The organism is Pseudorhizobium banfieldiae (genome assembly GCF_000967425.1).
Classification (GTDB): Bacteria; Pseudomonadota; Alphaproteobacteria; order Rhizobiales; family Rhizobiaceae; genus Neorhizobium; species Neorhizobium banfieldiae.
The window spans coordinates 2,573,970-2,595,218 of the sequence record NZ_FO082820.1 but is presented as its reverse complement, the minus strand read 5'-3'; the positions used below and the strand labels follow the sequence as shown (position 1 = coordinate 2,595,218).

Genomic DNA, 21,249 nt, shown 5'->3' with positions numbered 1-21,249 from the left:
GATCAGGGTCGAGAGAGGCAATTCAAAGGGACAGGTACTCTGGGGTCCTTGGGCGACGAGCCCTCGTGGACTACATGGACACCCAGCCGAAGGCTTTGACCTTCTGCCCAAGAAGCCGCAAAGGCGCGAACCCGGAACTGCCTCTCGGTCGTGACGCCATTCTCGATAACGTGAACCTTGAAACGCTCGCTGTCTGTAGTCAGGACGACGCTGTTCGTTTCCATCGCATGATCCCCATCACGGAAATGCGACGATAGCGCGTTATAATCCTTGGAACAGTGCGAGAATTAGCACTGACTAAAGAATACATTAGACGAAAGTCGAATCCTTGACTTTGGCGGGCGCAAGCCCGAGTTTCCCGCTGCCTCAAAACGCCGGGACGCCATGCCGCTCAATACGAATACCTTCGCACGCTCATCCATCTTCATGCTGCTGATCGGAGCGGCGATCCTCGTCGGGATCGTCCTGTCATCCCTGTTCCAGGCGCGTATGACGCAGTCCTATTTTGAAACCGTCGTGCGCCTGCGAAACGCACGCGCCGCCTCTTCCGACATGCTGGTCCTGCTGCAGGCGGCAGAGACCGGTCAACGAGGATATCTCCTGACGCAGAACCGGGACTTCCTGGAGCCATACGAGCGGTCGCTGGCGGAGCTCCCGGCGCGGATGGAGAGACTGAAATCGGCGCTGGAGGCGGAAACCACCTTTTCTGATTCCATCTCTCGCGTCGAATCGCTCGTTACGGAGAAACTCGACGAACTGAAGCGCACGGTAGCGATGGTGGAACGCGGTGACGTCGCGGGTGCGTTGCAGGTCGTACGGGTGGAATACGGTCGCCAGGTGATGGTGGAGGCGCAAGATCTTTTACAGGGGCTCATCACCTCCTTTGAGGGTCGGCTGGACGAGGGGGTGGAGGAACTGTCCGCCTCGGCCGAACGGATGCAGTGGATTGCAATCGGCGGTGGCATCGTCATCATAGCGGTGGTCGGCGGCGCAATCCTCATCGTCGCACAGCATGTTCGGGAGCTTTCGCGAGCCCGCACTGCGGTCGAGGAACTCAATGCAAGCCTGGAGGAACGGGTCGAAGAGCGTACCGAGGACCTCATGCAGGCAAACCGGGAAATCCAGCGTTACGCCTATATCGTCTCACATGACCTGCGCGCGCCGCTCGTCAACATCATGGGCTTTACCAGCGAGCTCGATGCCACGCTCGCCGCGGTCAAGACCTATGTCCTGGCCGAAGGCGGGACGCTGACGGAAGAAGAGATCAGGGATGCGCGACTTGCCGTGGAGGAGGACCTACCCGAGGCGATTTCCTTCATTCGTTCATCGACCAAGAAGATGGATGCGCTGATCAACGCGATCCTGAAGATCTCTCGGGACGGGCGGCGTGAACTGAAGCCTGAGCCAGTCAACCTGGCAGAGCTGCTGGAGAACACGGCGGCCGCGATATACCATCAGGTCGACGAGGCAGGGGGCGAGATCCGCATCGCGGTCGGTGGTGCGCGGGGCATGGTCTCGGACCGATTTTCGCTGGAACAGATATTCGGCAACCTGTTCGACAACGCGGTGAAGTACCGGCACCCGGACCGTCCGCTGCATCTTGCGGTGCGGGCCATGCCTGCCAAGCGCAATGGCGTACGGATCGAAGTGGAAGACAATGGACGCGGTATCGCGCCGGAAGACCACGAGAGAGTTTTCGAACTATTCCGCAGATCGGGCGTGCAAGACAAGGCGGGAGAGGGTATAGGCCTTGCCCACGTGCGATCGTTAGTCAGAAATTTAGGCGGCGAGATTACCGTGACGTCGACCTTGGGGGGCGGATCCACTTTCATCATCCGCTTGCCCACGGATCTGTCCCAGTATGTTAGGAGTAGCGGGTCATGAAAGCTGCAGCGAAGGAAGTCACCATCGTCATGGTGGAAGACGATGAAGGCCATGCGCGCCTCATCGAGAAGAACGTCCGGCGCGCCGGCGTGAACAACGAGATCGTTCCGTTTATGAACGGCAATGCCGCTCTGGACTACATCCTCGGCAGCGATCGCACCGGCGTCAGTACCCAGGACCGCCACCTGCTGATCCTTCTCGATCTCAACCTGCCGGACATGTCAGGCATTGACATCCTGGAGAAGGTGAAGTCCAACCCGCATGCGAAGCGCCTGCCGGTCGTCATCCTGACCACCACGGACGACGAGCGGGAAATCCAGCGTTGCTATGACCTCGGTGCGAACGTCTACATCACGAAGCCCGTCGACTACGACAGCTTTGCCCACGCGATCCGTCAGCTCGGTCTGTTTTTCTCTGTGATGCAAGTGCCGGGGCAATAACGGAAGCAGATGCCGCAGACCATACTCTATGTTGACGACGATCTTGCGCTGGCCCGCCTGGCGCAGAGATATCTGGGGCGTGCCGGCTATGACGTCGTGCATGCCGCGGATTCGTCTTCGGCATTGGAGGCGCTGGAGAACGCATCGTTCTCGGCAATCGTGCTGGACCACTACCTGCGTTCGGAAACCGGGCTGCAGATCCTGGCTGCGCTGAAGCAGCGCAATATCTCGCTTCCGGTGATCTACGTCACCGGCTCGAGCGAGGCGACCATCGCTATCGAGGCTCTCAAGAGCGGTGCCTCCGACTACGTCATCAAGACGGTCGGCGAGGAGTTCTGGCCGTTGATGGAAAGCGCGCTGCGTCAGGCCATCACCAATGCGGAACTGCGGCAGGCCAAGGAAAAGGCCGACCAGGAAATCCGGTTTGGCAAGGAACGGGCGGAAGTCCTGCTGGCGGAAGTCAATCATCGCGTCGCCAACAGCCTGGCGCTCGTCGCTGCCCTCATTCGCCTGCAGGTCTCCAACAGCCGCAGCGAAGAGGTCAAGGAGGCGCTGACCGAGACCCAGGCGCGCATCACGGCGATCGCCGGCATGCACCGCAGCCTCTACACGTCCGACGATGTGCGGCAGGTGGAGATGGACAAGTATCTCGGGACACTCGTCAAGGAAGTCCAGAATTCGGTCAATATGGAACAGCAGGGGCCGGTGATCCGGCTTGAGGCCGATCCGGTGTCACTTGCCTCCGACCGAGCCGTGTCCGTCGGGATGATCGTCACCGAGCTCCTGACAAATGCGATCAAGTATGCCTATCCTGAGGGAGGCGAGGGAGAGGTTCGTGTCGCCCTGCAGCAGCAGGGAGGCGAGAAGGTGCTCCTGAGCGTCGAGGATGACGGAATCGGCTGGACGCAGAACGATGCGCCCAAGGGTACGGGCCTCGGCAGCCGCATCGTCAAGTCCATGGCTGCGACGCTCGGCTCAGCCGTCCAGTACAGGCCGAGAACCAGCGGGACACGCGCCGAACTCCTTCTGTCGCTCCAGTCCTGACGCCATGTCGACCAGTTGGCTGCCATTGCCACCGGGGCTCCCGGGCCCTATCATTTTCTTCACCTGGATAAGCGACCTCTGCCGGTGCGATATTGGCACGAGACGGCCGCGAAATCCCTGGACGGAAGTTTCTGGGCGACCTGCACCCAGTCGCGCTGCCGATGCGGTGTGCAAGCGGGTCGGTTCCGTCCCAACAGAGAGCTTCTCTTGTTAGTCGAAATTTCGATTGTTCTGGCCCTCATCGTCGTCAACGGCGTTCTCGCCATGTCGGAACTTGCCGTCGTCTCGTCGCGCCCAGTACGGCTGAAGGTCATGGCCGAGCAGGGGAACAAGGGTGCCAGGATGGCGATCCGCCTCGCCGATGACCCGGGCCGGTTCCTGTCCTCGGTTCAGATCGGCATCACGCTGGTCGGTATCCTGTCCGGTGCATTCTCTGGCGCAACGCTTGGATCGCGCTTTGCGGGATGGCTGGCGACGCAGGGTCTGGCAGTCGGCACTGCGAACGCCATCGGCGTCGGTACGGTCGTTGTCGCCATCACCTATCTCTCTCTCATCGTCGGTGAACTGGTGCCGAAGCAAATTGCGTTGCGGGCTCCCGAAACGGTCGCGGCCCGCGTTGCTCCGGCGATGACGCTGGTCGCCAAGATCGGCGCGCCGCTCGTCTGGCTGTTGGACATTTCCGGCAAGCTCGTCCTCGGCCTGCTGGGGCAGAAGGGCGAGTCTGCCGATCGGGTGACCGACGAGGAAATCCGGACCGTTCTTGCCGAGGCGCAAAGCGCCGGCGTCATCGAGACCGAGGAGTCCGCTATGATTTCCGGCGTCATGCGACTTGCAGACCGTACGGCGCGCGGGTTGATGACCCCCCGCCGCGACGTCGAGGTGGTAGACATCGAGGACGATGCGGCGGAAATCCGGGAGCAGTTGAAAGCTACTCAGCGTTCGCGCCTGCCCGTTCGCAACGGGAGTTCCGACGAAATCCTGGGCGTTCTCTTCGTCAAGGACGCCTTTGACTTCATAGCCACCGGCAAGAATCTTGAAATACGGTCCCTGATGCGGGAGGCGCCCGTCGTCTCCGACCTGACTGGCGCGTTGGACGTAATACAGGCACTGCGGCGCACGACGTCGCACATGGTCCTGGTCTATGACGAGTACGGGCACTTCGAGGGCGTTATCACCTCGGGGGATATTCTCGAGGCCATCACCGGTGTCTTCCAGGAGGACGAGACGGAGGAGCCGGCCATCGTCGCCCGCGACGACGGTTCCTTCCTGGTGGCGGGCTGGATGCCGATCGATGAATTCTCTCATGAGATGGGTCTTCGAGTAGACGGGCACCCGGATTATGAGACCGTCGCGGGATTCGTGCTCGACGAGATCAAGCATCTGCCTGAGCTCGGCGAATGCTTCGAACGCCAGGGCTGGAAGTTCGAGGTCGTCGACCTCGACGGCCGGCGGATCGACAAGCTTCTTGTCAGCAAAGCCGGAGAACCGGCTGCATGATGGACGACAGTGCAAGCAAGCCACACCTGAGGGCCGGTCGGCTGGCGGCCCGCGATGCGATCCCGGTGGCGGAGCGTATCGAAAAGAGCCTGCAACTGGCGGATCACGGTCTCGCTACAATCCCGGTCAGCCCCGGGGGCATCGTATCCGGTTTCCTCCCGATCCGCTCCGAAATGGACCTGCGCCCGCTGATGGCGGGCCTGAGGCAGCGCGGTGCGCGGATCTGCGTGCCGGTCATTCTCGACAAGGAGCGGATCGTATTCCGGGAACTCGTGCCCGGTGCGCCACTGGTCGACTGCGGTTTCGGTACGTCAGCACCGGGGCCGGATGCCGCCGAACTGGAGCCGGACATCATGCTGGTGCCGGTCGCCGCCTTCGATGCGACTGGCCAGCGGATCGGTTATGGAGGAGGCTATTATGACCGCGCCATCGCCCGGTTTCGCGAAAAAGGCCTGCAGCCGCGTTTGATCGGGATTGCTTTCGACTGCCAGGAAGTGGCATCAGTCCCGGCCGAACCGCACGACGTCAGGCTGCCGGCCGTGCTGACCGAAAGTGGCCTGCGCCACCTCGACTGATTTGATTGGACAAGCATGCGGCTTCTGTTTCTCGGTGACATGGTTGGCAAGAGCGGGCGCACGGCGGTGTGGGAACGCCTTCCTGGCCTCATCTCGGACCTGCGGCTCGATTTCGTTATCGTCAATGGCGAAAACGCAGCGGGTGGCTTCGGGATCACCGAAGACATCTTCCTCGAAACCATTAACGCCGGTGCCGATGTGGTCACGACCGGCAACCATGTCTGGGACCAGAAAGAAGCGGTGGTGTTCGCTGACCGCCACGAGCAGTTCCTCCGCCCCGCAAACTATCCGTCCGGTACGCCGGGTCGGGGTTCCGGCATCTACTACGGCCGCAACGGGGCGAGAATCCTGGTCGCCAACATCATGGGGCGGGTGTTCATGCATCCGGAACTCGACGACCCGTTCAAGAGCGCCGAGGCGATCCTCGATGCCTGTCCGCTGAAGGAACAGGCGGATGCGATCGTGTTCGACTTTCATGCAGAGGCGACCAGCGAGAAGCAGTGCTTCGGCCACTTCGTCGATGGCCGCGCCAGCCTCGTCGTCGGAACGCATACGCATGTGCCGACCGCCGATTGCCAGATTCTCAACGGCGGCACCGGCTACATGTCGGATGCCGGCATGTGCGGTGACTACGACTCCTCGCTCGGGATGGACAAGGAAGAGCCGCTGAACCGCTTCATCTCGAAGATGCCGAAGGGCCGTTTCGAGGCCGCGAGCGGTCCGGCGACCATTTGCGGTGTCGGCATCGAGATCTCCGATTCCAGTGGGCTGGCAGAGAAGATTGCGCCGTTGCGAATTGGTCCGCGCCTGAACGAGACGATACCGGCGTTCTGGGCCTGACCTACATGACACAAATGTGAGGAAGGTGGCGGTCAAAGCCGCTGGACCGCCTTTTGCTGTTGCCGCATTCTCTCCCGTGCAACGGGTCAGGGAGTGGCATGATGCTGCGGACTGTCGCCTTCCTTTTATTCGGACTTTCGCTTGCGGGGCCAGTCGCCGCACAGGATGCTACCGTGGCGGTCAGCCAGTGCCAGGCGATCGCGCAGTCACTGCCGGATACGCGCTTCGCCCGCTGGTCTCCCAAGGATGCCCTGCCGGTCATCCTTGCCCAGACCGAACAGCCTTCGGAACTTGTCGACAGGGAGACGGTGAGGATCACCTATGTCGGTCATTCCACCTATTTCATCGAAAGCCCCGGCGGCATCGGCATCGCGACCGACTACAGCGGCGTCTACAGGCCCTCGCGGCTTCCCGATGTCGTCACCATGAACAAGGCGCACTCCACCCACTTCACGCTCGCCCCGGATGCCGGCATTGAACATGTCCTTCCCGGATGGAGCGACATGCCGGGTGAGAAGGCGCAGCACAGTGTCGTCGTCGGCGACGCCTATATCCGCAATGTCCCGACCGATATCCGTTCCTGGGGTGGCGACTTCGAGGAGAACGGCAACTCCATCTTCATCTTCGAGATCGCGGGCCTGTGCATTGGGCACCTTGGGCATCTGCATCACGAACTGACCGACAGCCACTATAGCGAGATCGGACGTCTCGATATCCTCATGGTCCCCGTCGACGGTGGGTTGACGCTCGGCGCCGACAGCATGAGCCGGGTCGTCGACCGGTTGCGGTCGTCCATCATCCTGCCGATGCATCGGCCCGGCGCCCTCGACCGGTTCATTTCCATGCTCGGCGAGGGCTTTGATGTCACCTATGCGCGGGAGCCGACCATACGGGTTTCCATGCGCACGCTCCCCAGGCGGCCGACCATCCTCGTGCCCCAGGGGATGTGAGACGGCTGCGATGCGTGAAACGGTGACGGGCGCTTGAACCGGCGGCTCATCGAAACTATAACCCGCGGCATTCCACGAAATAGACGTGATCAGGGGTGTCATGGCCGGCCATTCACAGTTCAAAAACATCATGCACCGCAAGGGACGGCAGGACGCGATCCGTTCCAAGATGTTCTCCAAGCTTGCGCGCGAGATAACCGTCGCCGCGAAGTCGGGGCTGCCGGATCCCGCGGCGAACTCGGCGCTGCGGCTGGCGATCCAGAATGCCAAGGCGCAGTCGATGCCGAAGGACAATATCGACCGGGCGATCAAGAAGGCTTCCGGCGCTGACGCGGAAAACTACGACGCCGTGCGTTACGAAGGCTATGGCCCGGGTGGAGTCGCCGTCATCGTCGAAGCGCTAACCGACAACCGTAATCGCACCGCATCTTCCGTCCGCTCGACCTTCAGCAAGGCCGGCGGCGCGCTCGGTGAGACAGGCTCGGTATCCTTCTCCTTCGACCATGTCGGCGAGATTACATACAAACTCTCGGCCGGCGATGCGGACAAGATGATGGAAGCAGCCATCGAGGCGGGCGCCGACGACGTCGTTACCGACGAGGATACGCACGTCATCACTTGCGCCTTCGAAAGTCTGGGCGAAGTGACCAAGGCGCTGGAAGCGAGCCTCGGCGAAGCCGAAACCGTGAAGACGGTGTGGAAGCCGCAGAACACCGTTCCCGTGGACGAAGAGAAGGCGCAGTCGCTGATGAAGCTCATCGACACGCTCGAAGACGATGACGACGTACAGAACGTCTACTCCAATTTCGAAGTCTCCGACGAAGTCATGGCAAGGCTCTCGGCCTGAGATACTTTGGGAGGAGGCGCCCCCCTAGAGCGCCTTCTCCATCATCGGCAGGCCGGCGAAGAGCTCGACCGACCTCAGCCGCGCCTCGATGTCGTGGATCGGCGTCGAGACGATCAGTTCATCGGCTCCCGTTTCAGTCAGGAAGGGCGTGAGCTTCGCCTCCAGCGTCGAGGGCGAGCCGACCGCAGCATACCGCAGCGTGTGCTCGACGCTCATGCGTTCCATGTCCGACCAGAGGCCGTCCATCGTGTCCACTGGCTTCGGAAACTTGCCACGGACATTGCGGCGAAGGTTGATGAACTGCTGCTGCGACGAGGTGAACAGTCGAGCGGCCTGTTCATCCGTATCGGCGGCCACCCCCATGACGCCTACCATCACATGAGGTCTCTCAAGCGTCTCCGAAGGCTGGAAGCGCTCGCGATAGATGGCGATAGCGTCGATCAGCATGTCCGGGGCGAAATGCGAGGCGAAGGCGTAAGGGAGGCCAAGAGCTGCGGCGAGGTGGGCGCTGTAGATGCTGGACCCGAGCAGCCAGAGGGGCACATTCGAGTTGGCGCCGGGTATGGCGAGTATCGGCTGGTCTTCCGTCGGCGCACCGAGGAGACGCTGCAATTCGACGATGTCATGCGGAAAGTTCTCCGCGCCTGCCTCGAGGTTGCGGCGGAGCGCCCGGGCGGTGCGCATGTCGGTGCCGGGGGCGCGACCAAGGCCGAGGTCGACACGACCGGGGAAGAGCGCCTCAAGGGTACCGAACTGCTCGGCAATCACCAACGGCGAGTGATTGGGCAGCATGACGCCCCCCGAGCCGATGCGGATCCGGCTGGTCGCTGCCCCGATGTGGCCGATGACGACGGAGGTGGCGGCACTGGCGATGCCCGGCATGCCGTGATGTTCTGCGAGCCAGATGCGCTTGTAGCCATGTTCCTCTGCCGTTCGTGCCATCTGCCGCGACTGGTCGAGCGCGTCGCGGACCTCGAGGCCGTCGGGTACGGGAGAAAGATCGAGAATGGAGAACGGAATCATCTGCAATCCTGAAAGAACGGAGCGGGAGGTCCGCCTCATATAAGCATTCGATCAGGCGATGCGAGCCGCTGACAGGCGATCCTTCCCAGCGGCCCGGTTCGTTCAGGATTTGACGAGCTTCAGATGACTGCGTCGGCCGCTTCCGGGGCTCGGCGTGATGGGCGGGTAGCTTTCTCCCGCCGATTTGAAGCGGTCCGCTTGCCGCTCGATCTCCGCGGCTGCCCTGTCAATGGCGTCCAGATGGAAAAGAGGCGGGTGTGGCATCCGGTCCGGATCCTGAACCCTGCGCGAGGTCAAGCCGAGCTCTGACCGGATTGTCTCCAGTTCTCTTTCCTGCCGACGGGCATCTTCACCGAGTGCCTGCGCCTGCGTGCCGGCTACCTCCAGATAAAGATGCTGCGCCTGAAACTCCCGATCCAGTTCGCCGATCGCATTCTTTGAAGCGTCGACGGATTGGATTGCCCCATCCGCTTCGCGGTCGATCGCTTCGAGCGTGGTGCCGATCTGCTGGGTCAGGGCATGTAGCGTTTTCGCAGCACCAAGAGTGTCGATGCTGGCGGGGCCGGCTTGCGCGGCATTGACGCCGCTGTTGAGGGCAAGCAGGGCTGCTTCCCGCACGACCGGCCGAAGGTCCTCCACCAGCGCCTTCAACTGGGCGAGAGAGTGGGCGGCATGGCCTGTCGTGGTTCCGGCTGCCGTCGCCGCCTGGCGGGGCCGGTCGAGGTCTAGACGGGCGTTGTGCAGGATGGTGGCGACATGCTCGGCGCGGCCGGACTGGCTGCGCGTGGCGTTCGAGACACCGCCAAGAGAAGCAAGGGCCGCGGATACGGCAGCGGTTCGCGCGGCGTCGTCTTCCCCGTTGAGGTGGAGGCTGAGACGCAGTTCGGTGGATTCCGAACGCAGCTCACGGGTGCGGCTGATGATCTCGTCGAGGCTGGCGGTCAGCGACCTCAGTCCTCGGTTGAAATCCTTCCGCATGCCATCGAAGGTGCGGGGAAACGCGATATCCATGTTCTGGTAGATGTCGCCGGCGGCAAATCTGCGAAGGCTGCCGTCAAGGGCGTCCGCCACCGCGCGTAGTTCCAGCAGTTCGTTCTCGAGCCTGTCTCGATCCCGCATGTCGGCCTCCTCATGATTCCGTATGCGCATGTTCTGGCGAGCTAATTCACCATGAGGAAGAGTGTTGCACGCGAGGCGGGTCTTTTGCACCGAACTTGGCCAACATGGTTAACGCCAGATCAGCAGTCCCGCTCGCCTTCCGTTTTTGTTTTGTTCACATTTTGCGTGGCAATGCTGATGCTCCAGCCTTAGGATGACGGCTATGACAAACACGATTCGCATCATCGGCATCGATCCCGGCCTCAGGCGAACAGGCTGGGGCATCATCGAGACGCTTGGCAACTGTCTGCGGTTCGTCGCGTCCGGCACGGTGACGTCGGACGGCGACATGGATCTCGCCTCACGCCTGTGCCAGTTGCATGATGGGCTGGCGGAAGTCGTGCATGCCTATCAACCCGACGAGGCAGCGGTGGAGCAGACCTTCGTCAACAAGGACGCGGTGGCAACGCTGAAGCTTGGGCAGGCGCGAGGTGTGGTGATGCTTGTTCCGGCACGGGCGGGTCTGCGGGTGTCGGAATATGCTCCCAACGCCGTCAAGAAGGCCGTGATCGGGGTGGGGCATGGCGAGAAGCAGCAGATCCACATGATGCTGAAGATCCTGATGCCGAAAGCCACCTTCGTGGGGAACGACGCGGCGGACGCGCTCGCAATCGCCATCTGCCACGCCCATAATCGCGGCGGTGACCGCATGCGGAAGGTGCTGGCGACTGCCTGACCGTGTTCTTGACTTGTTCCGTCGGTAATAGTAAGTATTACCAATCAGGAGCACGAACATGCGCGTGACGTCGAAGGGACAGGTAACCATTCCGCGGGATCTGCGGGAACTGGTTGGCATCGAACCGAATTCCGAAGTGGTCTTCACCGTCGAGAACGGCAAGCTGGTGGTCGCGCCAAAGAACGATCCGTTGCACGAGCAGGAGCGGCAGCGGCTTGACGGCTTCATGGCGACGCTGCGGCGTCTCGAGGGGACCGGGGATCCGTCTATCGATGCGGATGCCCTGATGGGTATGACGAGAGACCGTTGAAATGGCCGTTCTGGTCGACACCAACATCCTCGTCGATATCGCCGTACGCGACCCGGTTTGGCTCGAGTGGTCGCGCGGAGCGCTTGCGAAGCTCGCCGGGCGGGTGCCGCTGATCATCAATCCGATCATCTATGCCGAATTCTCCGTGCGCTATCGCGATATGAACGAGGTTGAGGCGTTGCTGCCGGCGGAGGAATTCCGACGCGAGGGCTTGCCGTGGGCCGCCGCCTTCGCGGCCGGCGCGGCGTTCGGCTTGTACCGGCAGGCTGGCGGAGCGCGGGAGCGAGTGCTGCCGGACTTCCTGATCGGGGCGCACGCCTTGGTCCGCGGTTATTCGATCGTCACGCGCGATCCGAATGGCTATCGCCGCTACTTTCCTGACGTTCGCCTCATCACCCCCGAAACCCGTCACCTGTAACGGACGAACCCACCCATGATCGGCAAGCTCAAAGGCACCATCGACGAGATCGGCGACGACTATGTGGTTGTGGATGTTCATGGCGTCTGCTACGAGGCATTCTGCTCGTCCCGCACCCTTTCCCGGATGGGGTCAGCCGGCGAGGCGGTGGTGCTTTTCATCGAGACCTATGTCCGTGAGGACCAGTTGAAGCTGTTCGGCTTCCTGTCGGCGCTGGAGCGGGAGTGGTTTAACCTGCTCCAGAGCGTGCAGGGCGTCGGCGCCAAGGTGGCGCTCGCCGTGCTCTCGACGCTGACGCCGTCGGAACTGGCCAACGCCATTGCGCTGCAGGACAAGACAGCCGTGTCGCGGGCGCCGGGCGTAGGACCCAAGGTGGCGGTCAGGATCGTCACCGAACTCAAGAACAAGGCGCCTGCATTCGGCGGCGAGGCTGTTGCGAACATCGGTCTGAAGCAGGAACTGGGAGAGGGCGTGGCCTCCGCGCCAGTGGCCGATGCCGTGTCGGCACTCACAAATCTCGGCTATTCCCGCGATCAGGCCGCCAATGCCGTTGCCGCCGCGCTGAAGACAGCGGGCGAGGGGGCAGACAGCGCAAAGCTGATCAGGCTGGGGCTCAAGGAACTGGCGCGGTGAGGGTTCTGTGCGGGTGCCAAGTCTGCCGCCTTCGTGTATGGATCGGCCAGGAGTTTCTGACGGACATGAATGATGAGTGATGCTGCCCGCCTCATATCGCCGGAAAAGCGGGGCGAAGACCTGGACACGACGCTGCGCCCGCAGTCGCTGGACGAGTTCACGGGCCAGGCGGAGGCGCGGGCCAATCTCAAGGTCTTCATCGAGGCGGCGAAGAACCGTGGCGAGGCGCTCGACCATGTGCTCTTCGTCGGACCGCCCGGCCTCGGCAAGACGACGCTGGCGCAGATCATGGCCAAGGAACTGGGGGTCAATTTCCGCTCGACCTCCGGCCCGGTGATCGCCAAGGCTGGCGATCTCGCAGCGCTCCTGACCAATCTCGAGGAGCGGGACGTGCTCTTCATCGACGAGATTCACCGGCTCAACCCGGCGGTGGAGGAAATCCTCTATCCGGCCATGGAGGATTTCCAGCTCGACCTCATCATCGGGGAAGGCCCCGCTGCCCGCTCGGTGAAGATCGACCTCTCGAAATTCACCCTCGTGGCGGCAACCACCCGGCTCGGGCTGCTCACCACGCCGCTTCGTGACCGATTCGGCATTCCCGTCCGGCTCGCCTTCTACACGGTCGAGGAACTGGAACTCATCGTGCGTCGCGGCGCGCGGCTGATGAACCTGCCAATGACCGACGATGGAGCGCGCGAGATCGCCCGCCGTGCCCGTGGAACGCCGCGCATTGCCGGGCGGCTGCTGCGGCGCGTTCGCGACTTCGCAGAAGTGGCGCGGGCCGAGGCGGTGACGCGGGAGATCGCCGACGAGGCACTGACGCGGCTTCTGGTCGACAATCGCGGCCTGGACCAGCTCGACAACCGCTATCTGACGATGATCGCGATGAACTTCGGCGGCGGTCCGGTTGGCATCGAGACCATCGCCGCGGGCCTGTCCGAACCGCGCGACGCGATCGAGGACATCATCGAGCCCTACATGATCCAGCAGGGCTTCATCCAGCGCACGCCGCGCGGGCGCGTCCTGACCGCGACCGCTTGGAAGCATCTCGGCCTGCAGCCGCCAAAGGACCACCTTGAGGCAGCGCAATTCCGCCTGACGCTCGAGGACGAATAGTTGCTCACGCGCCGAAGCTTGCTGAAGCTGGCGGGCGCGGGACTGGCGAGCCTAGCAGCGGCCGTTGCATTCCCGCGCGACACCGTTCTTCCGGAGCTTGGGAACGAGCGAGCATCCTAGCAGTTTCGCCGTCGGAACAGGGAGAACGAGATGGCGAAGATCAGCAAGGGCGACGACGTCGAGTGGACGTGGGGTGCGAACAAGGCCCAGGGCAAGGCGGATCAGAAGTTTACGAGCGACGTCGAGCGCACCATCAAGGGCACGAAGGTGAAGCGCAAGGCGAACGAGGAAGAGCCGGCCTTCCTGATCAAGCAGGAGGACGGCGATCGGGTGCTGAAGAGCCAGTCGGAACTCAAGAAGCGGTAGCGTTCGGTCGGAGATGGCCCCTTGCGAGCTTTTCGGCCGTCGCAGCAAGAAGCGCGAATCCGCCGGGCTCCCAGCCGAGGCTGCGGATTCGGTCTGTTGACATTACGGCGACCTGTGCGGTCTCGGCTTCCCGCGGCAATGGGTGAATGGAGCCAGCGATGCGCTGGACCGGCTCAAGGATCGTCCGGGTATCGGTGACGATGTCGGATATGTTGAAGGCGCCGCGGACGAGGTTCGCGTCGGATTCGATCATCAGGCGCACCGCCTGCGCGACGTCTTGCCCGTGCACCTCGCTGCCGGCGCGCAGGAAGACCGGTCTTCCCGCGAGGTAGTCGGCAATCAGGTCATCCCATTTGTTCGGACGAAGCTCGCCATAGACGCCGGTCAAGCGCAGGCTGGAGGTGACGAAACCGGGCCCCTCGAGGCGTGCCAGCGCCCGTTCTGCCTCCAGCTTGACCTGCCCGTAGAGCGACGTCGGGGAGAGAAACGCGTTTTCGTCGAGTTTCTGGCCGGGGGGAATGCCGTCATAGACGGCACGGCTGGAGAGAAAAATTGTCCGCCGAACCCCGGCTGCCTTGGCCTGCTCGAAAAGATGGGTGCTGGCGTGGAGGTTGAGCCGGCGAAAGCGCTCCGGATCGCCACCTTCGCCGCCACGATATCGACCGGGCAGATGGTCGAAGGCGGCATGAACGAACGCATCAATGCCGGCAAACGCGCCTCGCTGGTCGAGATCGGGATCCAGTGACAGCGGCACGAACGGGACCGGATTAACAAACCAGTCCGGCGGTGGCGCGGTCCTGCCGCCCACCACGACCTCATGTCCCGCGCCCAGCAGCCCGTTGACGATATAGCGGCCGACGAGGCCGGCGCCGCCGGAGACCTGCACCCTCATCCGGCTGATCCCGGTCGTGGGAGCGTCGACAGGTCGGGGAGCTTTCCGTTCCGGTGGACGAAGTTCCAGAGCTCGATTAGCGGCCGGAGCCTCTCCGCCTTCGGATGGTTCTCCTCCCACGGCTTCTCGTACTGGTAATGCAGGATCGAGATGCTGTTCCAGTCCCACAGTTCCGGCAGGTTGAACCAGACATATTGCAGCATGTTCATGAAGACCGGCAGGCCGTGCCAGTCCGGGAAGAAGGTCTCCAGGAAACTCTGGTCGGTGCGCCGCCAGAAGGCGTCCGGCTCATCCAGCCGCTCCAGCATTCGCCCGAAGGTCTTAGCGGAAGGCTTGGCAACGAAGACGCCGGAGTTCAGGCGGTGGAAGTCTGCAAGACCCTCATAGACATTCGGGGCTGCCGAGAATTCGGGATAATCAAACAGCCTGTCGATGTTGCGCAGCACAAGTGCGTCGGCATCGATGAAGACACAAGCGTTGTATTCCTCTAGCTGCCAGAGGCGCAGCTTGCAGAAGTTGTCGAGCGGCGTATGGAAATCGGGCTTTCTGCCCTTGGCGAAGGGCGCTGCGCCATGGACCGCTTTGCGGGCATGGCGGGCGTTGAACGCGTCCGACAGCGGCAGGTGGTCAACCTCCACAAGCCGGCATTCGAGAGCCTCCAGCGGCGCGAGCGTGGTTGCGTCCACGCCTCCGGTATGCAGGATGACGATGTCTGCGGACGTGGCGGTGAAACGCAGCGACTGCGCCAGCACCTTCGCACCGAGAGCGTAGTCGGCATTGGTGACCAGGGTAACGAAGGCCCGCCCAGCGGGGGGAGGGGCGGCGCGAGTTTCCGCTCCAGGTCGCCCGGTCATCAGGACACCGACTTCAGCCGCTTGCCCTCCGGATCGTGCTCGACCTTGGCGGCGATGTCCCTGGTCCAGGCGGAGACGGCCGGGACGCGGGAGCGGTCGACGCGATAGGCGAACTTCTTCGCCACGTCGACGATCTCTTCAAGCAGCCCTTCGCCGAGCGTCGTCGGCGCGAGCCCGAGGTTCAGGAACTTCTCGTTCTTCACCACCAGGTCGTTTTCCGCGGCTTCCTTGCGGGGGTTCGGCAGCCAAGCGATCTGCGCTCCGGTCATCCGTGCAACCATCTCGGCGAGGTCACGCACCCGATGGGTCTCGGTCATCTGGTTGAAGATCTCGACGCGGCCACCGCCCTGGGGCGGGTTCTTCAGGGCGATCTCGATGCAGCGGACGGAATCCTGGATGTGGATGAAGGCGCGGGTCTGGCCGCCGGTGCCGTGTACCGTCAGGGGATAGCCGATCGCTGCCTGGATGAGGAAGCGGTTCAGCACGGTGCCGTAGTCGCCGTCATAGTCGAAGCGGTTGACGAGCTGTGCATGGCGGCGCGTCTGCTCGGTATGAGTGCCCCAGACGATCCCCTGGTGCAGGTCGGTGATCCTCAGGCCGTCGTTCTTGGCGTAGAAGGCGAAGAGCTGCTGATCCAGGCATTTCGTCATGTGGTAGATGGAGCCCGGATTGCTCGGGTAAAGGATCTCCTGGCTGACCGTACGGCCGTCCATGGTTTCAATGCCGACCGGCAGGTAACCTTCGGGAATCGCCGCGCCGACGGTGGAATAGCCGTAGACGCCCATGGTCCCGAGATGGACGAGGTGGGCGTCGAGATCGAGTTCCACCATTGCGTTCAGCAGGTTGTGCGTGGCGTTGACGTTATTGTTGACCGTGTAGTTCTTGTGGCGGTCGCTCTTCATGGAGTAGGGCGCGGCGCGCTGCTCGGCGAAGTGGATGATGGCGTCCGGCCGATGCCTGGCGAGCCAGCCTTTTAGCAGCTCGTAGTCCTTGGCGAGGTCGATCAGGTGGAAGTGGATGCGCCGTCCCGTCTCCGCATGCCAGACCCGCGTCCGCTCCTGGATGGAATCCATCGGCGTCAGCGACTGAACGCCCAGTTCCGTGTCGATCCAGCGGCGTGACAGGTTGTCGAGGATGTGGATTTCGTGGCCCGCGTCGGAAAGGTGGAGGGAGGTCGGCCAGCCGACGAAACCGTCGCCACCAAGCACTGCAATCTTCATGAATCAACTCCGCTGGTTGTCCGTCCGGGTTTCAGATAGGGCGGATTTGTGACAGGAACACAATACCTCCCAACGGCCCGGCGGCCATCGGGGCATCACGTCGATCCACTAAGGCATGACTATGACAGACGAGGTTTTTCTTCTTTCGGGGCAGTTGACCAAGACCGGGCACCAGCTGGTTCAGCGGGTCTACTATGAGGACACGGATTTCTCTGGGCTCGTCTACCATGCCCGCTACCTGCATTTCCTGGAACGGGGACGGACGGACTATCTGCGATGCCTCGGCTGCCAGCAGAGCGATCTTCTCGCGGCGGACGAGGAGGGGCTGGTCTTCGTCGTTCACCGGATGGAGATCGACTTCAAGATGCCGGCGAGAATGGACGATGCCCTGACGATCCTGACGACGACGGAAAAGGCTGGCGGTGCCAAGATGGTTCTCAGCCAGGAGATCCGCCGCGGCGAGACATTGTTGATCGCCGCGAAGGTGGTAATTGCGGTGATCAACCGGCATGGCCGTCCGAGGCGGTTGCCGGAAAGCGTGGCTGAGAAGTTTCTGCGGTCATCGAACTAGGTCGCGATTGATCTCCGGTAACCGATCCTTAACCATAATGAGCGCTTACTGAAACGCGAGGAAGTTGTGCAACGCACGCCTTCCTTTGACCAAATTTGAAAGCGAGAAGCCATGCTGAAAGCTCAGGGCACCTTGGGATAGAGCGCAACCAGCGACCATGGTTTTTCGCGAGAGCGCTTTTGAACCCGCCCGGTCCCGTGCCGGGCGTTTGGATTCGGGGATATTGGATAGATGGAAGAGGTAGGTTTGGCGGCAGCGACCCACGACGTCAGTCTCTGGGCGCTGTTCATGCAGGCGGGTTTCGTCGTCAAGCTGGTCATGATCGGTCTCATCGGAGCCTCGGTCTGGACCTGGGCGATCGTCATCGACAAGTATGTCAGCTACAGCAAGGCGAAGCGCCAGTTCGACCAGTTCGAGCAGGTGTTCTGGTCGGGGCAATCTCTGGAAGAGCTCTACCGCACGCTCGCCGAACGGCAGAACGGCGGCCTTGCCGCCATCTTCGTTGCCGCCATGCGTGAGTGGAAGAAGAGCTTCGAGCGCGGCGCGCGGTCTCCGATCGGCCTGCAGATGCGTATCGACCGAGCCATGGACGTGACCATGGCGCGCGAGAGCGAAACCTACGAGTCCCGCCTCGGCTCGCTGGCGACAATCGGATCGGCTGCGCCGTTCATCGGCCTCTTCGGTACCGTCGTCGGCATCATGACCTCTTTCCAGGCGATCGCCGGCTCAAAGTCGACCAACCTCGCCGTCGTTGCGCCGGGTATTGCCGAAGCGCTTCTCGCAACGGCGATCGGTCTCGTGGCGGCTATCCCCGCTGTCATCGCCTACAACAGGTTCTCCGCCGAGGCTGGCAAGCTCACCGGTCGCATGGAAGGCTTTGCCGACGAGTTCTCGGCCATCCTGTCGCGGCAGATCGACGAGAAGCTGCAGCCCCGCGCTGCGGCTCAGTAAGCGGCCGAAGGAGACACGTCCATGGGTATGTCGGTAGGAGCCAAGGGTGGCAGCGGCGGGCGCAGAAGGCGCGGCGGACGCAAGAACGGCCTGGTGAGCGAGATCAACGTTACGCCTCTCGTCGACGTCATGCTCGTGCTCCTGATCATCTTCATGGTCGCTGCACCGATGATGACGGTCGGCGTGCCGATTGACCTGCCGGAAACGCAGGCGAAGGCGATGAACGCCGATACGCAGCCGATCACCGTCTCCGTCAATCCGGCGGGCGAGATCTATCTCCAGGAAACCGCGATCGCCCTCGACGAGGTCGTGCCGAAGCTCGAGGCCATTGCCACTACCGGATACAACGAGCGCATCTATGTGCGCGGAGATACCGCTGCGGCTTACGGCGTCGTCATGAAGGTGATGGCGCGCATTTCGGCTGCCGGCTTCAAGAATCTCGGGCTCGTCACCCTACAGGAACAGGAGCAGTAACAGGTCGCGATGAAGGGAAGTCTCGGGACATCTCTGGTAGTGCACTCGCTGGTGCTGGGCTGGGCGCTCGTGTCGCTCGGGTCCCCGGCGTCGTTCGACGTGGCCGAAGTCGAGGCGCTGCCGGTCGATATCATCCCGGTGGAATCGATCACCCAGATCCAGCAGGGCGACAAGAACGCGCCGATGGCAGAAAAAGCTGCGCCGGTGCCGACGACCAAGCCGAACATTGTCGAGAACGCCGAAAACGCCGGCGACAACGATATCGACCTGAAGTCACCGCCGACACCGGCGAAGCGTCCGGTCGAGACGGAGGTTGCCGCGGCGCCGGAGAAGACCGAAAAGCCGCTGCCCAACCCCACGAACGAGACAAATCAGGTCAAGGAGATCGTGCCGGAAGAGACGGCGCCGAAGCCGACCGAGGTCGCAGCACTTCCCGAATCGAAGCCCGAGATCGCGCCCGAGCCGAAGCCTGAGCCGACCCCCGAGCCGGTGCCTGAAGAGGCCGTCGCCGAGGAACTGCCTCTGCCCGACGCCGTTCCGGTGCCTGCTGCGCGGCCGAAACCGGAGCCGCCGAAGGAACAGGCGAAGCCCGTTGAGAAGCCGGCCGAGAAAAAGCAGGAAACACCAAAGGCGGCCGAGAAGCCAACAGACAAGAAGGTTGCGGACAAGAAGCAGGAGACCGCCAAGTCGACCTCTTCGAAGGAAAGCGACTTCAACGCCGATGAAATCGCCGCCCTCCTCAACAAGCAGGACGCCGCCGGTGGCGGCGCCAAGCGCTCGACGGAGACGGCCTCGCTGGGTGGCAAGAAAACCACCAGCGGCTCCACACTCAGCCAGAGCGAGATGGACGCCCTGCGTGGGCAGATCCAGAACAACTGGTCGATCATTGCCGGTATCGAGGGCGCCGAAGGCGTCATCATCACCGTCAGGATGAGCCTCGACGAAAGCGGCCAGATCGTCGGCCGGCCCCAGGTCTCGGCGACCGGCGGTTCCGACACGGCGCGGCGCACGCTGGAAGGCAGCGCCCTTCGCGCCGTCATGCGCTCGGCACCGTTCAAGAACCTCCCTGTCGAGAAATACGATGCCTGGAGCGAGGTTGTCGTGAACTTCGACCCCAGCGAAATGCTGTAAAAGCTGAAAGGCTGAACACTATGATGAAACGTTCTTTCATCCGCCTGATGATCGCGTTTGCCGGGATGGCGATGTCCTTCGCCCCGGCTCACGCGCTGGTGGAGATCAATATCAACAAGGGCAATGTCGAGCCGCTGCCGATTGCGATCACCGACTTCCAGTCGGGCAATGAGCTCGGCGCGCAGATCAGCCAGGTGATCGCCGCCGACCTTCAGCGCTCCGGCTTGTTCGCGCCGGTGAACAAGAGTGCCTTCATCGAGAAGATCTCCAACCCGGACCAGCAGCCGCGGTTCGAGGACTGGAAGGTGATCAACGCGCAGGCGCTCGTAACCGGCCGCGTCACCCGTGAGGCCGACGGTCGTCTTCGTGCCGAATTCCGTCTCTGGGACACCTTCGCCGGCCAGCAGATGACCGGACAGCAGTTCTTCACCCAGCCGGAGAACTGGCGTCGCGTCGCCCACATTATTGCCGACGCGATCTACGAGCGCATCACCGGGGAGAAGGGCTATTTCGACACCCGTGTCGTGTTCGTGTCCGAAAGCGGTCCGAAGAACGCTCGCCAGCGGCAGTTGGCCATCATGGATCAGGACGGCTTCAACGTCCGCCAGCTGACGAACAGCAAGGACATCGTCCTGACGCCGCGTTTCTCCCCCAACCGGCAGGAAGTCACCTACATGTCGTTCGAGGGCGACCAGCCGCGCGTCTACCTGCTGCAGCTTGAGACCGGGCAGCGCGAAGTCGTGGGCAATTTCCCCGGCATGACGTTCGCGCCGCGTTTCTCGCCCGACGGCCAGAAGGTCATCATGAGCCTCCAGCAGGAGGGTAACTCCAACATCTACACCATGGACCTGCGCTCGCGGACCACGACGCGGCTCACCAACACGGCAGCCATCGACACCTCGCCGTCCTATTCGCCGGATGGCAGCCGCATCGTCTTCGAAAGCGACCGCGGCGGGCGCCAGCAGCTCTACGTGATGGGCGCCGACGGTTCTGGGCAGACTCGCATCTCCTTCGGCGACGGGTCCTATTCCACCCCGGTCTGGTCCCCTCGTGGCGACCTCATTGCCTTCACGAAGCAGTCCGGCGGCAAGTTTTCGATCGGTGTCATGAAGCCGGACGGTTCGGGCGAACGCATCCTCACCACCGGGTTCCACAACGAGGGCCCGACCTGGGCGCCGAATGGCCGCGTGCTGATGTTCTTCCGGCAGAACGCCGGGGCAGGCGGTCCGCAGCTCTATTCGATTGACCTGACCGGCTATAACGAGCAGCAGATCAAGACGCCGGCGTATGCATCCGACCCGGCATGGTCGCCGCTGCTTGAATAATGGCGGAATGCGGACAGAGGCAGGTTGCTGCCTCTTTGCCGCCCCATTCTCCTG

Annotated in this window: 25 protein-coding genes; 20 read left to right on the top strand and 5 right to left on the bottom strand. The window is 62.6% G+C overall.

Annotation, left to right across the window (positions count from 1 at the left end):
- Positions 1-384: 384 nt before the first annotated feature.
- The 8 genes from NT26_RS12825 to NT26_RS12790 all read left to right on the top strand — a co-directional run bounded on the left by NT26_RS12825 (position 385) and on the right by NT26_RS12790 (position 8,077).
- A complete protein-coding gene (locus NT26_RS12825; RefSeq protein WP_152338615.1) occupies positions 385-1,884 on the top strand; it encodes a sensor histidine kinase in 1,500 nt (499 codons plus the stop codon).
- Positions 1,881-2,324: a response regulator gene (locus NT26_RS12820; protein ID WP_052639238.1), complete on the top strand. Its 444-nt coding sequence runs from the start codon at positions 1,881-1,883 to the stop codon at positions 2,322-2,324. Before NT26_RS12825 ends, NT26_RS12820 begins: the two co-directional genes overlap by 4 nt.
- Before the next feature lie 9 nt (positions 2,325-2,333).
- A complete protein-coding gene (locus tag NT26_RS12815; RefSeq protein ID WP_052639236.1) occupies positions 2,334-3,368 on the top strand; it encodes a sensor histidine kinase in 1,035 nt (344 codons plus the stop codon).
- Positions 3,369-3,575: 207 nt separating this feature from the next.
- Entirely contained in the window at positions 3,576-4,865 is a 1,290-nt protein-coding gene (locus NT26_RS12810) for a hemolysin family protein (RefSeq protein ID WP_082077696.1), read from the top strand.
- Positions 4,865-5,440 carry a 5-formyltetrahydrofolate cyclo-ligase gene (locus tag NT26_RS22785; RefSeq protein WP_052642159.1) on the top strand — a complete coding sequence of 192 codons (576 nt, stop codon included), beginning with the start codon at positions 4,865-4,867 and terminating at the stop codon, positions 5,438-5,440. The genes NT26_RS12810 and NT26_RS22785 overlap by 1 nt, the downstream gene beginning before the upstream one ends.
- A 15-nt stretch (positions 5,441-5,455) precedes the next feature.
- Positions 5,456-6,280 carry a TIGR00282 family metallophosphoesterase gene (locus tag NT26_RS22780; protein WP_052639235.1) on the top strand — a complete coding sequence of 275 codons (825 nt, stop codon included), beginning with the start codon at positions 5,456-5,458 and terminating at the stop codon, positions 6,278-6,280.
- Positions 6,281-6,378: 98 nt separating this feature from the next.
- Entirely contained in the window at positions 6,379-7,230 is an 852-nt protein-coding gene (locus NT26_RS12795) for an MBL fold metallo-hydrolase (protein ID WP_052639233.1), read from the top strand.
- A gap of 100 nt (positions 7,231-7,330) precedes the next feature.
- Complete coding sequence (locus NT26_RS12790) at positions 7,331-8,077, top strand: YebC/PmpR family DNA-binding transcriptional regulator (RefSeq protein ID WP_052639232.1); 747 nt, start codon at positions 7,331-7,333, stop codon at positions 8,075-8,077.
- A gap of 24 nt (positions 8,078-8,101) precedes the next feature.
- Here the strand turns inward: NT26_RS12790 and NT26_RS12785 are convergent, their stop codons facing one another.
- The gene (locus NT26_RS12785; RefSeq protein ID WP_052639230.1) at positions 8,102-9,100 is read right to left on the bottom strand and encodes an LLM class flavin-dependent oxidoreductase; all 999 of its coding nucleotides are present in this window, start codon (positions 9,098-9,100) and stop codon (positions 8,102-8,104) included.
- 102 nt (positions 9,101-9,202) lie between these two features.
- Complete coding sequence (locus NT26_RS12780) at positions 9,203-10,219, bottom strand: methyl-accepting chemotaxis protein (protein WP_052639228.1); 1,017 nt, start codon at positions 10,217-10,219, stop codon at positions 9,203-9,205.
- Positions 10,220-10,421: 202 nt separating this feature from the next.
- Here NT26_RS12780 and ruvC point away from each other — a divergent pair, with 202 nt between their 5' ends.
- The 7 genes from ruvC (at position 10,422) to NT26_RS12750 (ending at position 13,777) form a co-directional block, all read left to right on the top strand.
- Complete coding sequence (gene ruvC, locus NT26_RS12775) at positions 10,422-10,934, top strand: crossover junction endodeoxyribonuclease RuvC (protein ID WP_052639226.1); 513 nt, start codon at positions 10,422-10,424, stop codon at positions 10,932-10,934.
- A 58-nt stretch (positions 10,935-10,992) separates the two neighbouring features.
- A complete protein-coding gene (locus NT26_RS12770) occupies positions 10,993-11,244 on the top strand; it encodes an AbrB/MazE/SpoVT family DNA-binding domain-containing protein (protein ID WP_052639225.1) in 252 nt (83 codons plus the stop codon).
- A 1-nt stretch (position 11,245) separates the two neighbouring features.
- Positions 11,246-11,662, top strand: coding sequence for a type II toxin-antitoxin system VapC family toxin (locus NT26_RS12765; protein WP_052639223.1), 417 nt, complete (start codon positions 11,246-11,248; stop codon positions 11,660-11,662).
- Between the two features lie 15 nt (positions 11,663-11,677).
- Positions 11,678-12,295: a Holliday junction branch migration protein RuvA gene (gene ruvA / locus NT26_RS12760; protein WP_052639221.1), complete on the top strand. Its 618-nt coding sequence runs from the start codon at positions 11,678-11,680 to the stop codon at positions 12,293-12,295.
- Positions 12,296-12,367: 72 nt separating this feature from the next.
- Positions 12,368-13,411 carry a Holliday junction branch migration DNA helicase RuvB gene (gene ruvB / locus NT26_RS12755; protein WP_052642157.1) on the top strand — a complete coding sequence of 348 codons (1,044 nt, stop codon included), beginning with the start codon at positions 12,368-12,370 and terminating at the stop codon, positions 13,409-13,411.
- Positions 13,412-13,531, top strand: coding sequence for a twin-arginine translocation signal domain-containing protein (locus NT26_RS23395; RefSeq protein ID WP_082077695.1), 120 nt, complete (start codon positions 13,412-13,414; stop codon positions 13,529-13,531). It abuts the gene before it with no gap.
- A 30-nt stretch (positions 13,532-13,561) separates the two neighbouring features.
- Positions 13,562-13,777, top strand: a complete 216-nt coding sequence (locus NT26_RS12750; protein WP_052639219.1) for a hypervirulence associated TUDOR domain-containing protein — start codon at positions 13,562-13,564, stop codon at positions 13,775-13,777.
- Here the strand turns inward: NT26_RS12750 and NT26_RS12745 are convergent.
- Genes NT26_RS12745 through NT26_RS12735 form a run of 3 tightly spaced genes read right to left on the bottom strand, consistent with a single transcriptional unit; the run spans position 13,764 to position 16,743 of the window.
- A complete protein-coding gene (locus tag NT26_RS12745) occupies positions 13,764-14,669 on the bottom strand; it encodes an NAD-dependent epimerase/dehydratase family protein (protein ID WP_052639217.1) in 906 nt (301 codons plus the stop codon). The two genes, NT26_RS12750 and NT26_RS12745, sit on opposite strands and share 14 nt — an antisense overlap.
- Positions 14,666-15,523, bottom strand: coding sequence for a glycosyltransferase (locus NT26_RS12740; protein ID WP_052639214.1), 858 nt, complete (start codon positions 15,521-15,523; stop codon positions 14,666-14,668). Before NT26_RS12740 ends, NT26_RS12745 begins: the two co-directional genes overlap by 4 nt.
- On the bottom strand, positions 15,523-16,743 hold the full coding sequence (locus NT26_RS12735; RefSeq protein WP_052639212.1) for an NAD-dependent epimerase/dehydratase family protein: 1,221 nt from the start codon (positions 16,741-16,743) through the stop codon (positions 15,523-15,525). Before NT26_RS12735 ends, NT26_RS12740 begins: the two co-directional genes overlap by 1 nt.
- A gap of 121 nt (positions 16,744-16,864) precedes the next feature.
- On the opposite strand from NT26_RS12735, the gene ybgC reads away from it, so the two are divergent.
- The 5 genes from ybgC to tolB all read left to right on the top strand — a co-directional run bounded on the left by ybgC (position 16,865) and on the right by tolB (position 21,195).
- Positions 16,865-17,314: a tol-pal system-associated acyl-CoA thioesterase gene (ybgC, locus tag NT26_RS12730; protein WP_052639210.1), complete on the top strand. Its 450-nt coding sequence runs from the start codon at positions 16,865-16,867 to the stop codon at positions 17,312-17,314.
- A gap of 231 nt (positions 17,315-17,545) precedes the next feature.
- Positions 17,546-18,265, top strand: coding sequence for a protein TolQ (tolQ, locus tag NT26_RS12725; protein WP_052639208.1), 720 nt, complete (start codon positions 17,546-17,548; stop codon positions 18,263-18,265).
- A 21-nt stretch (positions 18,266-18,286) separates the two neighbouring features.
- Positions 18,287-18,739 (top strand): protein TolR, encoded by a 453-nt coding sequence (gene tolR / locus NT26_RS12720; protein ID WP_052639206.1) that lies wholly within the window; start codon positions 18,287-18,289, stop codon positions 18,737-18,739.
- Positions 18,740-18,748: 9 nt separating this feature from the next.
- A complete protein-coding gene (locus tag NT26_RS12715; protein ID WP_052639204.1) occupies positions 18,749-19,870 on the top strand; it encodes a hypothetical protein in 1,122 nt (373 codons plus the stop codon).
- Positions 19,871-19,890: 20 nt separating this feature from the next.
- Complete coding sequence (gene tolB / locus NT26_RS12710) at positions 19,891-21,195, top strand: Tol-Pal system beta propeller repeat protein TolB (RefSeq protein ID WP_052639202.1); 1,305 nt, start codon at positions 19,891-19,893, stop codon at positions 21,193-21,195.
- Positions 21,196-21,249: the final 54 nt, after the last annotated feature.

Coding starts and splice junctions, on each gene's coding strand:
- NT26_RS12825 (WP_152338615.1), top strand. CDS start 385: ATGCCGCTCAATACGAATACCTTCGCACGCTCATCCATCTTCATGCTG.
- NT26_RS12820 (WP_052639238.1), top strand. CDS start 1,881: ATGAAAGCTGCAGCGAAGGAAGTCACCATCGTCATGGTGGAAGACGAT.
- NT26_RS12815 (WP_052639236.1), top strand. CDS start 2,334: ATGCCGCAGACCATACTCTATGTTGACGACGATCTTGCGCTGGCCCGC.
- NT26_RS22785 (WP_052642159.1), top strand. CDS start 4,865: ATGGACGACAGTGCAAGCAAGCCACACCTGAGGGCCGGTCGGCTGGCG.
- NT26_RS22780 (WP_052639235.1), top strand. CDS start 5,456: ATGCGGCTTCTGTTTCTCGGTGACATGGTTGGCAAGAGCGGGCGCACG.
- NT26_RS12795 (WP_052639233.1), top strand. CDS start 6,379: ATGATGCTGCGGACTGTCGCCTTCCTTTTATTCGGACTTTCGCTTGCG.
- NT26_RS12790 (WP_052639232.1), top strand. CDS start 7,331: ATGGCCGGCCATTCACAGTTCAAAAACATCATGCACCGCAAGGGACGG.
- NT26_RS12785 (WP_052639230.1), bottom strand. CDS start 9,100: ATGATTCCGTTCTCCATTCTCGATCTTTCTCCCGTACCCGACGGCCTC.
- NT26_RS12780 (WP_052639228.1), bottom strand. CDS start 10,219: ATGCGGGATCGAGACAGGCTCGAGAACGAACTGCTGGAACTACGCGCG.
- ruvC (WP_052639226.1), top strand. CDS start 10,422: ATGACAAACACGATTCGCATCATCGGCATCGATCCCGGCCTCAGGCGA.
- NT26_RS12770 (WP_052639225.1), top strand. CDS start 10,993: ATGCGCGTGACGTCGAAGGGACAGGTAACCATTCCGCGGGATCTGCGG.
- NT26_RS12765 (WP_052639223.1), top strand. CDS start 11,246: ATGGCCGTTCTGGTCGACACCAACATCCTCGTCGATATCGCCGTACGC.
- ruvA (WP_052639221.1), top strand. CDS start 11,678: ATGATCGGCAAGCTCAAAGGCACCATCGACGAGATCGGCGACGACTAT.
- ruvB (WP_052642157.1), top strand. CDS start 12,368: ATGAGTGATGCTGCCCGCCTCATATCGCCGGAAAAGCGGGGCGAAGAC.
- NT26_RS12750 (WP_052639219.1), top strand. CDS start 13,562: ATGGCGAAGATCAGCAAGGGCGACGACGTCGAGTGGACGTGGGGTGCG.
- NT26_RS12745 (WP_052639217.1), bottom strand. CDS start 14,669: ATGAGGGTGCAGGTCTCCGGCGGCGCCGGCCTCGTCGGCCGCTATATC.
- NT26_RS12740 (WP_052639214.1), bottom strand. CDS start 15,523: ATGACCGGGCGACCTGGAGCGGAAACTCGCGCCGCCCCTCCCCCCGCT.
- NT26_RS12735 (WP_052639212.1), bottom strand. CDS start 16,743: ATGAAGATTGCAGTGCTTGGTGGCGACGGTTTCGTCGGCTGGCCGACC.
- ybgC (WP_052639210.1), top strand. CDS start 16,865: ATGACAGACGAGGTTTTTCTTCTTTCGGGGCAGTTGACCAAGACCGGG.
- tolQ (WP_052639208.1), top strand. CDS start 17,546: ATGGAAGAGGTAGGTTTGGCGGCAGCGACCCACGACGTCAGTCTCTGG.
- tolR (WP_052639206.1), top strand. CDS start 18,287: ATGGGTATGTCGGTAGGAGCCAAGGGTGGCAGCGGCGGGCGCAGAAGG.
- NT26_RS12715 (WP_052639204.1), top strand. CDS start 18,749: ATGAAGGGAAGTCTCGGGACATCTCTGGTAGTGCACTCGCTGGTGCTG.
- tolB (WP_052639202.1), top strand. CDS start 19,891: ATGATGAAACGTTCTTTCATCCGCCTGATGATCGCGTTTGCCGGGATG.